This is a genomic window from Sphingomonas sp. MA1305, from assembly GCF_016107325.1.
Lineage (GTDB): Bacteria > Pseudomonadota > Alphaproteobacteria > Sphingomonadales > Sphingomonadaceae > Sphingomonas.
This window is the reverse complement of the sequence record NZ_RCVT01000004.1, coordinates 36036-51468: the sequence shown is the minus strand read 5'-3', so window position 1 is coordinate 51468 and position 15433 is coordinate 36036. Positions and strand designations below refer to the sequence as shown.

Here is a 15433-nt window from a genome sequence, read left to right as displayed (position 1 = left end):
ATGCGCGTTGCCCCCCTGCTCCTCTCCGCCGTCGTGGCCGGCGCGCTCGCCGGTTGCACCGTCGGCCCCGATTTCACGCGGCCGCAGGCCCCCGCCGCGAGCCGCTACCAGCCCGCCGGCGAGGCAGCGCCGCCGCGCGTCGCGTTCGGCGCGGGGCCGGAGCAGCGCTGGTGGACCGCCTTCGGCTCGCCGCAGCTCGACGCGCTTGTCGATCAGGCGATCGTGCACAACCGCAGCCTCGCCGCGAGCAACGCGACGCTTGCCGCCAGCCGCGACGAGGTCCGCGCCATCGCCGGCCGCCGCCTGCCGCAGGTCGACGCCAATGCCCGCGCCGACCAGCAGCAGGTCAACCTCGCCGCCTTCGGCTTTTCCGGCAGCAATCCGCTCGCGCCCGGCGGCAATCCGGAGTTCAACCTCTATACCGTCGGCGGCGGCATCAGCTACGACCTTGACCTGTTCGGCGGCCTGCGCCGCAGCGTCGAGCAGAGCGCGGCGCAAGCGGAGGCGCAGCAGCGCCAGACCGAAGCGGCGCATCTCTCGATCGCCGGACAGGTGGTCAATCAGGTGCTGACCATCGCCGCGCTCAACGCGCAGATCGCCACCGCCCGCGCGCTGCTCGCCGACGACCAGCGCAACGTCGACCTGACGCAGAAGCGCCGCGCCGGCGGCGAGGGCACATTGGTCGAGGTGCTCAACGCGCAGAGCCAATATGCCGCGGACCGCGGCGATCTGCCGCAGCTCGACCAGCAGCTCGCCGAAGCGCGGCACCTGCTCGCGACCCTGATCGGCACCACGCCCGACGCGCTGCCGCCGACCGACGTCGCGCTCGACCGGCTGACCCTGCCGGCGACGATCCCCGTGGCGCTGCCGTCGGCGCTGGTCCACCGCCGCCCCGACATCCTCCAGGCGGAGGCGCAATGGCACGCCGCCACCGCCGCGATCGGCGTCGCCACCGCGCGCCTCTATCCCGACATCACTTTGGGCGCGACACTGACGCAGGGCGCGCCCGCGGTCGGCGACCTCGTCAAGAACGCCTTCCGCGGCTACGACCTGTTCGCCGGCCTGACCGCGCCGATCTTCCACGGCGGCACGCTGAAGGCCGAGCGCGCAGCGGCCATCGACCGGGCCCGCGCCAGCCAGGCGAGCTACGAACAGACGGTGCTGGTCGCGTTCAGCCAGGTCGCCGACCTGTTGTCGGCGATGCAGAACGACAGTCGCTCGGTCGCCGACCAACAGGCCTCGGTCGAAGTGGCCGAACGCTCGCGCCATCTGTCGCGGCGCAGCTTCGAGGTCGGCAATTCGGGCATATTGCAGGTGCTGGAGACCGAACGCCTCTATCAGCGCGCCAGCAATGGCCTGGTCGTCGCGCGGACGCGGCAGTTCCTCAACGTCGCCCGCCTCTATGTCGCCACCGCCGGTGGCTGGATCGCACCCGCCGATGGCGCCGAAGGCGTGGCGATCCGTTAGGCCGCCGGGGTTCAGCGAGAGCGACTGCCCGCCCTGTCGCGATCGATCGGGCGGGGGACGCCAGCGGGATGACGGGCGGCGCAGCATAGCCACGGACCGCCCGCCGAGAGGATCATGATCCGCCGCGGCGGGATCGACACGTGTCGTCAAAATTCCGACCAGTCGTCGTGGCTGACGGCCAGGGCCGTCGCGCCGCGGCTGCGCGCCACCGGCCCGCTCCTTGCGTGGCCGATCGTCGTCCGGCCCGTAGCGCGACGGATCGGCACGGGATGTGCTCCCCCGCCCGCCCCCGTGTTGAACCGGGCGATCTGCTCCGCCAGCCGGTCCGCTTCGGATGCCAAGGTTCGCGCAGCGGCGGTGGATTCCTCCACCATCGCGGCATTCTGTTGAGTCACGCCGTCCATCTCGGCGACGGCGGTGTTGATCTGCTGCAAGCCGGTCGCCTGCTGCTCCGTCGCCGTGGCGATCGACGTCATCAAAGCGTCGACCGAGACGATCTGCTCGACGATGTGATGCAGCGCGGTGCCCGCCTCGCCGACGAGGTGTACGCCCGACTTGACCTGTTCGGACGAGGCGGTGATCCGCGCCTTGACGTCCTTGGCCGCATCAGCCGTTCGCTGGGCCAGCGCCCGGACCTCCGATGCGACGACCGCGAAGCCCTTGCCGGCGTCACCGGCGCGCGCCGCCTCCACCCCCGCATTGAGCGCGAGCAAATTGGTCTGAAAGGCGATGGCGTCGATCACGCTGATGATCTCGGAGATTTCCGCGGAGGTCCGCTCGATCTCGTCCATCGCGCGGATCGCGGTGCCGACGACCTGCCCCGAATGGTCCGCGCGCTCGCGCGCGAGCCGCACCGCGTCGTTGGCCTTGGCCGCATTCGCCGCGGTCATGCGGACGGTCGCGGTAATCTGGTCCATGGCGGCGGCGGTTTCCTCCAGACTGGCCGCCTGCTGCTCGGTGCGCATCGACAGGTCGTCGGACGCCCGGCGGATGTCGTTGGCGCCGTTGTGGATCTCGCCGGTCGATTCCGCGACCTGTGCCAGCGTCGCCTGCAGGGCGGCGGCGGCGGCGTTGAAGTCGTCCTTCAGCTTGGCGAAGGCGCCGACCAATTCGGCGTCGACCCGGGTGACGAGGTCGCCCTGCGCCAGTCTCGCGAGGCCCGCCCCGATGCTGTCACAGATCAGGGCGGTCTGCGCCGCCTTGGACCGTTCGGCGGCGTCCAATTGGTCGCGGAACTGACGGAGCGCCGTGGCCAGCACGCCGACCTCGTCGGCGCGTGCATCGTCGTCGACGGCGACGCTCAGGTCTCCGCCGGCAAGACGGCGCATCGCCACGGTCAAGGTGCTGATCGGCGTCGCCACGGAGCGGACCAGGAGGGCAAGCACGGCGATCATCAGGGCGATGCCAAGGATGACGGCGGCGAGCGACAGCCACTTGCCGCGCTCGAACGACGCGAAGGCAGCGGCGGCGGTGCCGTCGGCGATCGACTGTTGGTAGGTCAGCAGCTCCTGCAGCGTCGTCTCGGCCGTGATGTACAGGCCGTTCGCGCGACGCAGCGCCGCCAGCGCCGCGTCGTTCCGATTGGCATTGGCGAGCTGGCTCGCGACCGCCGATGCCGCGACATAGGCCTGCCAATTGTGCTGGAAGGTCGCGAGCAATTCCCGCGAATGCGGCTTCTGCATCATGCCGTGCAGATTGGCGATCTGCCGCTCGACGAAGGCGGCGCGCTCCTGCTTCTGCTTGACGTCCGCGGCGATGCGACCGGGATCGACGTCGAGGATCTCGTCGCGCTGCGCGATCAGATAATCCGAGGTCGCCGTGTCGATGCTCGACACCGCCATGTTGATCGGCAGGCGGCGATGCGCGAGTTCGTCCGTCCCTTCGTTGAGCGAGGCGAGCTGGGAAACGGTGAACGCCGCGAAGCCGACGATGATCAGCGCGATCGGCACGAAGGCGAGCAACAGCTTGTTGCGGATAATCAGATTCTTCATCGGCAGCCCCCCGGCGCTGGAAACGGACCCGACGCGCGAGCGCGGCCGGGGAAGCCGAATCATCTAGCTATAAGGCTGAAAAACTTTGTAAATTTTGCGATTCCGGTGCGGAGCACGGCGCCGCTCCCTGTCGATCCACAACGGTGCTGCAGATGCCGCCGCACCGACGTGGGCCGCGCTAGGCGCGCACGAAGTCGATGAAGGCGCGTAGTGGCGGCGGCACCAGGCGACGGCCGGAGTAATACAGGAACGGGCCGGAAAACGACTGCCACCAGTCGGGCAGCACCGCTTCAAGCGCGCCGCTGTCCAGCGCCGGCTGCAGCCAGCCTTCGAACAGAGAGACGATGCCGCCGCCGGCGACCGCGACGTCGACGAGCAGGTCGACCGCACCTGCAACGCTGGCGATCAGCGGCCCATGGGGTTCGATCCGCACGATCTCGCCATCCCGCTCGAACTCCCATGGGGCGGTTAGTGCGCCACTGCTGAAACGGCCGCGCAGACAAGCGTGCGCGAGCAGCTCGCGCGGGTGCGCTGGCCGCCCCCGCGCGTCGAGATAGGCAGGCGAGGCCGCGAGAGCGAAGCGCTGCACGCGCGGGCCGATCGGCAATGCGATCATATCCTGTTCCAGCCGCTCGTCGTAACGAATGCCTGCGTCGCAGCCCGATGCCACCATGTCGACGAAGCCGTCCTCGGCAACGATCTCGACCTCGATGTCGGGATAAGCGGCAAGGAAGCCGGGCAGGATCGCCGGGAGCACCAGTTTCGCAGCGCTCACCGGCACGTTGAGGCGCAACCTGCCAGCGGGCTGGTCGCGGAACAGGTTGACGACGTCGAGCGCAGCCTCGACTTCGCTCAGCGCCGGCGCCAGACGCTCGATCAGCCGCAATCCCGCTTCGGTCGGCGTGACGCTGCGCGTCGTGCGATGGAGCAGGCGTATGCCCAGCCGATTTTCGAGCCGGCGCACCGCCTCGCTCAGGGTCGAAGCGCTCGCCCCGACGGCACGCGCCGCCTCCCGGAATCCGCGTGCCCGTGCGACCGCGAGGAAAGCGTTCAGATCGGAGAGATCAGCCTGCATTGTTCGGCTTTCCGTACAGCCCGTGCGGATCACTCACGCTTATCGCGATGATCCGCAAGCCGTATCTTTGCGTCCCAGTAGGAGACGCATGATGATCGAACAGGCAGGCACGTATTTCTTCGCCGGACGCGCCGTCAATCGGCTCGGCTATGGCGCGATGCAACTCGCCGGCCCCGGCGTATTTGGTCCGCCGCGCGACCCTGATGCGGCGCTCGCGGTGTTGCGCGCCGCCGTCGCGGCTGGGGTCAATCACATCGACACCAGCGACTTCTACGGTCCCCACGTCACCAACCGGCTGATCCGCGAGGCCCTGTCCCCCTATCCGGACGAACTGCTGATCGTGACCAAGATCGGTGCACGCCGCGGCGACGACGCCGCCTGGCTGCCGGCGTTCGCACCGGATGCGTTGGCGCGCGCCGTCGACGACAATCTGACGAACCTCGGATTGGAGGCGCTGGACGTCGTCAACCTGCGCTTGATGTTCGACGTGCACGGTCCGGCCGAAGGGTCGCTGGCCGCGCCGCTCAAAGCCGTGGCGGACCTGCAGCGGCAGGGGTTGGTGCGCCATATCGGCCTCAGCAACGTCACGCCCAGGCAATTGGACGAAGCGCGCGCGATTACCGAGATCGTTTGCGTGCAGAACCAGTACAACCTCGCCCACCGCGACGACGACGCCTTCATCGACGCGCTGGCCGCCGATGGTGTGGCCTATGTCCCCTTTTTCCCGCTCGGCGGCTTCAGCCCGCTGCAATCGGCGGTGCTGTCCGACGTGGCCGCAAGGCTCAAGGCGACGCCGATGCAAGTGGCGCTGGCCTGGCTGCTCCAACGGTCGCCGAACATCCTGCTGATCCCCGGCACATCCTCGGTCGCGCACCTTCACGAGAACCTCGCGGCGGCGCGGCTCACCCTGCCCGAAGACGCCTTGGCCGAACTCGACAGGATCGGTCGCTAACCGGGGCCGATTTGCCGGCGCCGGCTTGGTCAGCAAGCCGGCGCCGATTACCCGTGACCAGGGATGCCTATGCTCGAGATGAAAACATCCGCTCGACGTGCGCGCGCGAGGCCTGCGATGCGGTCGATCGGGCGGCCGCCGCGCCAGTTGAGCGCATCGCCGCGCCCGATCTACATCATCCGCTCGCGCAGGTTGAACAGGATTACCAACGTCCCGCCGACCATCAGCGCGACGATCAGCGCCGAGAAGAGGATGAGTTGCAGATCGTCCCGCGCCGATCGGGCGAGGCTGATGTGGAGAAAGCAGCGGAACTGCACCACCATCTGCACCAGTCCGAGGCCGAGCACGATGGCAAAGAGCGTGTCTGACGCGAGCACCGGCCAATGGACAAGGGCGAAGGCGGCGCCGGTCAGGACAAGCGCACCGACATAGCCGATCAGATAGGTGCGAAGCTCACGCCGCTTGTCGTCTCGCGCATCGCTCATCGCATCAGCCCAGGCAGGTAGACGGTGGAGAAGATCGCGATCCACACGATATCGAGGAAGTGCCAGAACAACCCCAGCCGCAACAGATTGATCTTGACCCGTGCATCGGTGCCGAAGGCCAACAGCTGCGCCATCATGACGATCAGCCACAGGCTGCCGATCAGGACGTGCAGGCCGTGGAGCGGGACCAGACCGAAGAATGCGGACAGGAAGCCGCTGCGCGTCGGATAAGCGCCGTGAGCGAACATGTCGGCGAAATCGTGCCACTCCATCGCCAGAAAAGCCGCGCCGAGCAGCAGCGTCACACCCATCCACGCCAGGATATGGCGAAGCCGTGCGCCATGTTTCATGGCGATCGAGGCCATGCCGTAGGTCAGGCTGCTGGTGAGTAGCAGCAGCGTTTCGACGAACGTCGGGCCGATCTTATATTCGGATGCCGGCGTCGGACCCCCCGCCGTCGCCGGCAGCATCACTCCATAGGTCGCGAAGAGCAGCGCGAAGACCACTGCATCGCTCATCAGGAACATCCAGAAGCCGAACATCGCGGTGCCGGCCGCGTCGTGCGTGTCCCTGTCGGTATCGCCGAGGTTGAGACCGGCGTGCAGGACCGCGGCTCCGCTCATGCCTGTACCTCCGCCAAGCCCTGATTCGCGCGGGTCGTCTCCAATTCACGCGGAATCGGTTGCGCGCGGGCCACGGCGGCCAGCCATGCCGCTTCCCTCAGCGCCACTTCGTCCGCGGGGATGCGCCGCTGCGTATTGCGGTTGAAGCTGCGCACGATCACCGTGCCGACGACGACCTGAATGCCGACGATCGCGAGCCACCACATATGCCAGACGAGGCCGAAACCCGCGGCTGCACTGGCGATCCCGATCACCGGCGCGACCACGCTGTTTCGGGGCATTTCTATCGACCGGTATCCCGCCGGCGGATGATAGGGCGTCCCCTCCCGCTTCTCCTGGTAGAAGGCGTAGCGGTGGTCGACGTGCGGCTGCCGGGCGAAGTTGTATTCCGGTGGCGGCGCCGATGTGGACCATTCCAGGCCCCGCCCGTCCCAGGGGTCGCCCGCGAACACGCGATTGGCATCGCGGTCGCGGATGCTCACCCATAATTGTACGATCAGCGCAGCCAGCCCGCAGAAGAGGATCAACGCGCCCAGTTCCGCGGCATACAACCAGGGCCGGTAGACCGGCTCCATCACCGCCTGGGTGCGCCGCGCCAGTCCTGCCGCACCAAGCACGTAGAGCGGCATGAAGGCCAGATAGAAGCCGACCACCCAGCAGGCGCAGGCGATCCGCCCCCATCGCTCGTTCAGACGGAAGCCGACGGCCTTGGGAAACCAGAAGGTGTAAGCCGCTATCAGTCCGTAGAGGGTCCCCGGAATCAGCATGTTGTGAAAATGCGCGACGAGGAAGGTCGTGTTGTGGACGACATAGTCGAGCGGCGGAAAGGCGAGGATGATGCCGGTCAGGCCACCCAGCACGAAGGTTACCATGAAGGCAAGCGCGTACAGCATCGGCACCGTGAAGCGCACTTCGCCGCGAAACATCGTCCAGATCCAATTGTAGATCTTGACGCCGGTCGGCACGCCGATGGTCATGGTCGCGATGCCGAACGCCGCGTTGATACTGGGGCTCTGCCCCATGGTGAAGAAGTGGTGCAGCCAGACCGTGAACGACAGCACCGCGATCGCCATGGTCGCGATCACCAGCGAAACATAGCCGTACAGCTCTTTCGACGAGAAGGTCGACACCACCTCCGAATAGATGCCGAAAGCGGGCAGGATCACGATGTACACCTCCGGATGGCCGAACATCCAGAACAGGTTGGCGTAATTCATCATGTTGCCGCCGGCCGCGTTGGTGAAGAAATGAAAGCCGAGGTAGCGGTCCAGCGCCAGCAGCGCGGTCGCGACCGTCAGCGGCGGCATCGCGAACACCATCAGGATCGCGGTGCACAGGCTGGTCCAGCAGAACATCTGCATCCGCATCAACTGCATGCCGGGGCAGCGCATTTTGTAGATCGTAACCGCGATGTTGATGCCCGCCAGCGTCGACGCGATCGAGCCGAGGGTCACCGCCCAGATCCAATAGTCGGGACCGACGCCGGGGTTGAAGGCGATCTCGGTATAGGGCGGATAGCCGCTCCAGCCGCCGGTCGAGAAGCGGCCGATCACCAGGCTGATCATCATCAACGCCGCGCCGCTGCCGGTCAGCCACAGACCGATCGCGTTCAGCAACGGAAAGGCGACGTCCCGCGCGCCGATCTGCAACGGCACGAGATAGTTGATCACGCCGGTCAGGAACGGCATCGCCATGAAGAAGATCATGATCGAGCCGTGCGTGCTGAACAGCTCGGCAAAATGCTCCGGCGCCACCAGGCCGGGCGCGTTGATCGCCGTCGCCTGCTGCAGCCGCATCAGATTGGCTTCGATAAGGGCGCGCGCCAGCATGACGAACGCGATCACGACGTACATGATGCCGATCTTCTTGTGATCGAGGCTGGTCAACCATTCCGACCATAGCCATCGCCAACGGTGCGTCACCGTCAGCAGCAGGGCCACGGCGAGCGCACCCACGACCACCATCGCCCCCGCGCCGGCGCCGATCAGCTCGTTGATCGTCGGATCTTCCCAGGCACGGACGAACGGCAGGTCGTGCCATGCAAACCGGCCCAGCACCTCCGGCCAAACGGCTATGCTCATTGCCCCTCTTTCGTCCGGGTAACGGACATGATCCTGTCGAACAGATGCGGCGGCACGCGCGAGAACGCCCGCGGCCGCGGCTCTATCGATTGTGCGGCCATCCGGGTCAGCGCGCGGCCGTCCAATGGGACCGACGTGGCGCGTATCTTGGTCAGCCACGCTCGGTAGCGGGTGGCGTCCATGGCGATCACGTCGAACTTTTGGTCCTGAAAGCCCTTGCCATTGTATTGGGTGTTCTCGCCGCGAAACACGCCCGCACGGCTGGCGGCGAAGTTCAGCTGGGTGCGCATGCCGGCCATGGCATAGACCTGCCCCGCCAGCTGCGGGATCAGCAGCGACTGCATGACGGTGCCGCTTGTCAGGCTGACATGGACCGGCCGCCCGACCGGGATGACCAGACGGTTGACGCTGGCGATGCCCTCGTCCGGGTAGATGAACAGCCACTTCCAATCGAGCGCGACCGCCTGCACCTCGACCGCCGGCTGCGCGGCGACGAGCGGGCGATAGGGATCGAGCCGATGCGTCGCATTCCAGAGCAGGAATGCAAGGCCGATGACGATCCCGATGGGCGGCACCCAGACCATGATCTCAAGCGGCCAGGAAAAGCCCCAATTGGGGCGGTACGCATCCCGCGTGTTCGATATTCGGTAATGCCAGGCGATCAGCGGCACCAGCAGCAACACCGGGCCGGCGACGAAGATCAGGACGACGGAGAGAATGACATAGACGTGCCACTGATCCGCCGCGACCGGACCGGCATGATTGACGATGCCGAGCTGCAACGCCGCGCAGCCGCCGAGCAGAAGTGGCAGCGCGAGGGCGACCAAAGCGCCTCTTGTGCGGCGCCTTTTCAGCCTGCTGCCTGCCATCGCCTGCTTGCTCAGCCGACGTCTGCCTGGACGACGATCCGCACCGGCACACCCTTTGCCGCGGGCGTCTTCGACAGTTTGTCATGGTACCAGAGCGGCACCAGCGGATTCATCTCCGGATAATAGGCGCCGAGACACCCGTCCGGCAGATCGAACGGCGTGACCGTCAGTCCGTCGACCTGCCGATGCACCCCGTCTCCGGCATCGCTGGCGAGGCTGACGACCTGCCCTTCGCGCAGTCCCGCGGCGGCGATCTCCTTGGGGCTCATCAGCAGGACGTCGCGCGTTCCCTCGATCCCGCGCAGGCGGTCCGAATAGCCGTAGATCGTCGTGTTGAACTGGTCGTTGGAGCGCATCGTGATCAGGCGATATCGACCTGGCTGGTCGGGCACCCCCATCGCGCTCAGCGTCGTCGGCGTGGTGAACTCCGCCTTGCCGCTCTCGGTCTTCCAGATCCGCTCGCGCGCCTGATTGCCCTTGAAGAAGCCGCCGGGGGTGAACATCCGGGCGTTGAAGTCCTTGAACTTGTCCGGATACGTCGCCTCGATCAGGTCGCGGACCTTGCCATAGTCGCCGACCCATTCGTCCCATCTGATCGTCGGCTTGGGCGGCAAGGTGGCCTTGGCGATGCCGGCGACGATCGCCAGCTCGGACAGCAGGTGCTTGCTGGCGGGCTTACGCTTGCCGACCGATCCGTGGATCATCGACAGCGAGTCCTCCATCGTGACGGTCTGCGGGCCACCTTCCTGCATGTCTTCCTCAGAGCGGCCTAGGCACGGCAGCAGATAGGCGACCTCTCCGTTGATCAGGTGACTGCGGTTGAGCTTGGTCGCGATCTGGACGGTCAGGCGCATGCTCGTCCACGCCGTCTCCATCTGCTCGCGCTCGGGGATGGCACGCACGAAGTTGCCGCCCAGCCCGATGAAGGCGCGGATGCTGCCATCGACGATGCCCTCGCAGGCCTCGACGGTGTTCACCCCCTTCTCGGGCGGCGGGTCGAAATCGAAGAGCCGCTTGAGATAGTCGTAGGGCACGAGTTCGGGCTTTTCGGAGATCCCGACCGTACGCTGACCCTGCACATTGGAATGGCCACGCACCGGCGAGATGCCGGCGCCCTCGACGCCGATGTTGCCGCGCAGCAGCAGCAGGTTGACCAGCATCCCGATCGTCTGCGAGCCATGGACGTGCTGCGTCAGCCCCATGCCATAGATGCCGATGACCTTGCCGGCATCGCAATACACCTGTCCTGCGGCTTCCAAATCCGCGCGCGACAACCCCGACTCCGCCTCGATCTCCTCCCATGTCGTCGCCTTCACCTTGGCGACCATTTCGTCGAAGCCGTGCGTGTGCTGGGCGATGAAATCGACGTCGAGCAGGTGATGCTCGGTTTCCGCCCATTGCCGCTCCTCGACCGCAAGGACGTGCTTGATCATCCCCATGATCGCGGCGATGTCGCCGCCCGGCCGCACCTGATAATACAGGCACGAGATTTCGGTCGGCTTCTGGGTGATCATCTGGATCGGGTTCTGCGGGTCGACGAACTCGATCAGCCCCTTCTCGCGTACGGGATTGAACGTCACGATCCTGCAGCCGCGCTCGACCGCATCCTTGAGCGTGTGGAGGAAGCGCGGGCTGTTGCTGCCGGTGTTCTGACCGAAGAAGAAGATCGCGTCGCACAAGGAGAAGTCCTTGAGCTGGCAGGTGCCGACCGGCGACCCCGTCACCTTCTTCAGCCCGACCGAGGTCGTCTCGTGGCACATGTTGGAACTGTCGGGCAGGTTGTTGTGCCCGTAGAGGCGGGCGAACAGCGCATAGAGGTAGGACGTCTCGAGGCTGGCGCGGCCCGACGAATAGAAGACGGTGGACTTGGGATCGAGCGCCTTCAGCTCGGCGCCGATCGCGGTGAACGCCTCTTCCCAGCCCACCGGGACGTATCTGTCGGTTGCCCGGTCGTAGCGCATCGGATGCGTCAATCGCCCCGTCTGCTCGAGATCATAGTCCTTCCAGCCCTTCAGCTCGCTGACCGTATGCTCGGCGAAGAACGACGGCTCGCACGTCCGCGTCGTGAGTTCCCAAAGCGTCGCCTTGGCACCGTTTTCACAGAATTCCGCAGGATGCGGATGCTCCGGCTTCGTCCACGCACACGACACGCACATGAAGCCGCCGGGCTTGTTCTGTCGGCGCAACGTCTCCAGCGCCATGGGAGTCGCCCATTCCTTGCCGAAGATGCGCGCAACGCCCTGAAGCGATCCGAAGCCGCCTGAGGGGCCGTCGTAGTGAACGGTGTCGTCGTCTTGCGCCATGATGCGATCTCTCCGCGGCGCCCCCCCGGCAGGACATAGTCGCAACCGACAATTGGGGGCGCAACCCTCAGACGCCCCGCGACCGCCTTTATTTACCTGATGCATGTTGCTCGGAGAGCGGCAGGTCGGCGGTAGTCCTCGCAAACGGCAAACGCCCTATCAAGAGCGAAGTGGTGCAAGCTAGCCGGCTATCTTGAGGTTCGAGGGGCCAGCATCGTTCACACGAACAGAGCCCCATCCCGAGACGTGGTCAAGTGCACCCACAACGCCTCCGAGCGAGCGCTCGTTCACGAGATCATTGTCTCGTTCGGTTGGCGGCTCTGGTCCCCTCTGGCCGTTGAGGATAGCCTGACCGAAATCAGATTGCCTATTTTGCTGCAGGATTGGCGTGAGCAGGCAGCTGCACGGCGATCATGGTGCCCTGACTGTCCGACCTCTCAACCCATATCCGTCCGCCATGCGCTTCCACGATCGTTCGGCATATGGTTAGGCCCACCCCTAGGCCCCCCGCTTTACTGCTACCAAAAGCGGTGAATACCGTGCCGATTCGATCCGGCGGAATGCCGCACCCTGTGTCTTGCACATCGATCCGCACATGCCCGCCGCCGTGCGCCGTCGACAGGGTCAGGACCCGCTGTGAAGCGGTCTCCATCGCTTCCACGCTGTTGCGGATCAAATTTACCAGCACCTGCTGCAGCTGCACGGAGTCACCGCGTGCCACCCCGCGGCGGGCTCCCAGCCGTACGGTGACGCCCGACAAGGCGGAATTCGGCAAGGCGAGCGCGAGGGCATCGTCGATCAGCGCCCGCAAGGGGACCGGCTGGTCCTGGGTCTCGCCATGCGCCACCATGCGGCGGATCCTGCGCACGATCTCGCCGGCACGTGACACCTCGGAAGCGGCAAGATCGATCGCCTCGCGCGCCTTGGCGATCACCTCCCGATCGCTGCGGACCAAGAGCCGCCGCGCGCCGGCGACGAAATTGCTGGCGCTGGCCAATGGCTGATTGATCTCATGGGCGAGCGCCGAGGCGATGGTACCCATCGCACTGACGCGGGAGACATGAATGAGCTCACTCTGCAGCTGCACGACGCGGTTCTGCGCCTTCATCCGCTCGCTCAGGTCGGACATCGCGCCGATCATCCGCACGGCTTCCCCCGATTCGTTGCGCACCAGAAAGCCGCGATCAAAGACGGCGTGGAAGGTGCCATCTGCGTGACGGAACCCATATTCGCATTGCCACGTCGTCAGCTCGCCCCGGATGAACTGCGCGATGCTGTCGAGCACCCGCTCCCGGTCCGCAGGATCGATCCTGGCCTTCCACCAAAGGCCGCTCCGATCCGGCTTTTCGCCGGCGAGCCGTTCAATCGCCTCGTTCCAACTAACCTCGTCGGCGACGAGATCCCAATCCCAGATCGCTTCGTTGGTCGCACGCGCCGCCAGTCGATAGCGCTCCTCGCTTTCGCGGATCAGCGCCTCGGCGCGGTGGCGCTCCGTTATGTCGCGGGAAATGCCAATGACACCGCGCATTTCGCCGGAGACGATCCAGGGCACTTTGATCGTCTGGAACAGCCGGCGTTCGCCGCGGACCGGGATCGTCTCCTCGATCGTGCAGGATTGACCGGTACTCATGACGGCCTGATCGGCAGCATCATAGCCTTGGGCGAGATCCGTCTCATACTCCTCGAAGACCGTCTTGCCGAGGAGATCGGGAGCAGCATCGCGCAGCGCTTGATTTGTCAGAAGGAAGCGGCCCGCCATGTCTTTGACGAAGATCAGGTCGGCTGCGCTGTCCACGATGGTCTTCAGCAGAGCGTCGGCCGCCGCCGCTTCGAGCGGAGCATCCGGATCGGGCTGCTTCGCCTCGGCGGAATGCAGCAGCAGGGCAATCTGATCGTCGACGCACAACGCGCGGACGTCCCATCGGCACCCATGAAGGAGCACGGACTGTTCGCCGTGCGTCTCCGCCCCAAGCTCCTGCGCGTTCTCTACCGCAAGCAAGAATGCCTTCTTCTCCCCGTGAGCAAGCATGTCGCCCAACCGGCGATGGAGCAGCATCGAGTTGCCGAACAACTGCTCGGCCGGCTTGTTGCGGTAGGTGATCGTCCCATCGCGTTCGACGACAATCGCCGGGTTGCCGATAAAAGACAGAAGCTCGCGGACAGAAGTCGGGGACAACGGCAAGAATCCTTCAGAAACGCCCGGCTACATAAAGCAACTAAACCGTTGTCCACACACAGAAAATCGCGATATATCCGCACGGCCCTCCGGACAAAGCGCGCTCATGCGCTGGACCGCAGCCAGGCGGTTCGGGGACGTTATGCGACCGGTGTATATCGTGGATGATGACGCGTCGGTTCGGCGCTCAACCTCCTTTCTGCTGCAACAGGCCGGCTTTCCGTCGCGGGCCTTCCCTTCGGCGACGGATTTCCTGCAGGAGGCTGAGCATCTCGCACCCGGCATCTTGCTCCTGGACTTGCGAATGCCGGAGAAAGATGGTTTTGCCCTGGTCGAGGATCTTCCTCCGGCGCTGGATTCCCGTTTCCCCATCGTCATGGTGACCGGCCACGGCGACATGGCTGCGGCCATACAGGCGATGCGGCATGGCGTTCGCGATTTTCTCGAAAAGCCTTACGAGGAGCATGAATTGCTCGGCATCGTAGAGCGGCTGTCGACGGAATTGGACGCCTATCTGAAAAGCGTCGCGCAGCGGATGGCTGCTCTGGACCAGACGAGCAAGCTCACCGACCGCGAGCGCGAGGTCCTCGTCTTGCTGGCGCAGGGGAAAGCGAACAAGCTTGTCGCGCATGCGCTTGGCCTCAGCGTCCGCACCGTCGAAATGCATCGGGCACAGATGTTCGAGCGGCTTGGGGTCAGGACCCTGCCCGAAGCGACCCGATTGGCCGTAACCGCAGGTCTGCTGGAGTAAGGCCGGACCCCAATTCCAACGGGAAGGGCTGTCGCTGCAGAGCGCGCGCTCGCCGATGACTGGGCGACAGCCCGCTGGTTCGGGGCGCGACACGATCGGTGTCGTGCGGACGATTGCGGCAATTACGGTCTTCACAGCGGCCGGTGTTTGAGGCTTGCCCGCAGCACCCTGCCCATGCGGATCGACAACAGCGATAGGCGAAGAGACCAGCATGCTCGTAACCTGGATGTATGTCAGCTGGGCAACGTTCCCGATGTCCGAAGCGGTCGCGCGGATCAGATCGATCGAGGCCGTATCCCTGCGCCGTAATACGGATCTCGGCGTCACTGGCGCGCTGATCTTCGCGGCAGGCCGAGTTGGCCAGTATATCGAGGGCTCGCCCGGCGCGATCCGGCAATTGCGTGCCCTGATCGAGGGTGATTACCGGCATAGGGACATTCACACCGTCCTGGAGGATTGCCCGGCCCATCGCCGCTTCGCCGACTGGCGGATTACCTATCGAGGATGGGCGGCCTATGTCGAGAAGGCGATCGGCTCGGCGCAATCGCCCCCGCCCGGCCAGAGAGATCATGCCGCGCAACCGCTGCTGCGGCTGTTGCAGGCGTTCTCGTCCGACGAACGTTGCTGAAATGCAGTCGCCTGCACGGGTCGTCCGGGCAA

The 15433-nt window shown here is 65.7% G+C and carries 12 protein-coding genes; 4 read left to right on the top strand and 8 right to left on the bottom strand.

Annotation, left to right across the window (positions count from 1 at the left end):
• Entirely contained in the window at positions 1-1467 is a 1467-nt protein-coding gene (locus D9601_RS15460; RefSeq protein ID WP_198354970.1) for an efflux transporter outer membrane subunit, read from the top strand.
• 146 nt (positions 1468-1613) lie between these two features.
• Here the strand turns inward: D9601_RS15460 and D9601_RS15455 are convergent, their stop codons facing one another.
• On the bottom strand, positions 1614-3458 hold the full coding sequence (locus tag D9601_RS15455) for a methyl-accepting chemotaxis protein (protein WP_198354969.1): 1845 nt from the start codon (positions 3456-3458) through the stop codon (positions 1614-1616).
• A 178-nt stretch (positions 3459-3636) separates the two neighbouring features.
• Positions 3637-4533 carry a LysR family transcriptional regulator gene (locus tag D9601_RS15450; protein WP_198354968.1) on the bottom strand — a complete coding sequence of 299 codons (897 nt, stop codon included), beginning with the start codon at positions 4531-4533 and terminating at the stop codon, positions 3637-3639.
• Positions 4534-4621: 88 nt separating this feature from the next.
• On the opposite strand from D9601_RS15450, the gene D9601_RS15445 reads away from it, so the two are divergent.
• A complete protein-coding gene (locus tag D9601_RS15445) occupies positions 4622-5485 on the top strand; it encodes an aldo/keto reductase family oxidoreductase (protein WP_198354967.1) in 864 nt (287 codons plus the stop codon).
• 170 nt (positions 5486-5655) lie between these two features.
• On the opposite strand, the gene D9601_RS15440 is transcribed toward D9601_RS15445, so the two are convergent.
• From D9601_RS15440 to D9601_RS15415, 6 genes are all read right to left on the bottom strand, one after another.
• Positions 5656-5970 (bottom strand): cytochrome o ubiquinol oxidase subunit IV, encoded by a 315-nt coding sequence (locus D9601_RS15440; protein WP_198354966.1) that lies wholly within the window; start codon positions 5968-5970, stop codon positions 5656-5658.
• Positions 5967-6593 (bottom strand): cytochrome c oxidase subunit 3, encoded by a 627-nt coding sequence (locus tag D9601_RS15435; RefSeq protein WP_198354965.1) that lies wholly within the window; start codon positions 6591-6593, stop codon positions 5967-5969. Before D9601_RS15435 ends, D9601_RS15440 begins: the two co-directional genes overlap by 4 nt.
• Positions 6590-8674, bottom strand: coding sequence for a cbb3-type cytochrome c oxidase subunit I (locus D9601_RS15430; RefSeq protein WP_198354964.1), 2085 nt, complete (start codon positions 8672-8674; stop codon positions 6590-6592). Before D9601_RS15430 ends, D9601_RS15435 begins: the two co-directional genes overlap by 4 nt.
• Positions 8671-9501, bottom strand: a complete 831-nt coding sequence (locus D9601_RS15425; protein WP_232474288.1) for a cytochrome ubiquinol oxidase subunit II — start codon at positions 9499-9501, stop codon at positions 8671-8673. Before D9601_RS15425 ends, D9601_RS15430 begins: the two co-directional genes overlap by 4 nt.
• Before the next feature lie 53 nt (positions 9502-9554).
• Positions 9555-11846, bottom strand: a complete 2292-nt coding sequence (locus D9601_RS15420; protein ID WP_198354962.1) for an FdhF/YdeP family oxidoreductase — start codon at positions 11844-11846, stop codon at positions 9555-9557.
• Between the two features lie 367 nt (positions 11847-12213).
• A complete protein-coding gene (locus D9601_RS15415; RefSeq protein ID WP_198354961.1) occupies positions 12214-14022 on the bottom strand; it encodes an ATP-binding protein in 1809 nt (602 codons plus the stop codon).
• 160 nt (positions 14023-14182) lie between these two features.
• Here D9601_RS15415 and D9601_RS15410 point away from each other — a divergent pair, with 160 nt between their 5' ends.
• Positions 14183-14773, top strand: coding sequence for a response regulator transcription factor (locus tag D9601_RS15410; protein WP_198354960.1), 591 nt, complete (start codon positions 14183-14185; stop codon positions 14771-14773).
• A gap of 211 nt (positions 14774-14984) precedes the next feature.
• Positions 14985-15401, top strand: a complete 417-nt coding sequence (locus D9601_RS15405) for a BLUF domain-containing protein (RefSeq protein ID WP_198354959.1) — start codon at positions 14985-14987, stop codon at positions 15399-15401.
• The last annotated feature ends 32 nt before the right edge of the window (positions 15402-15433 follow it).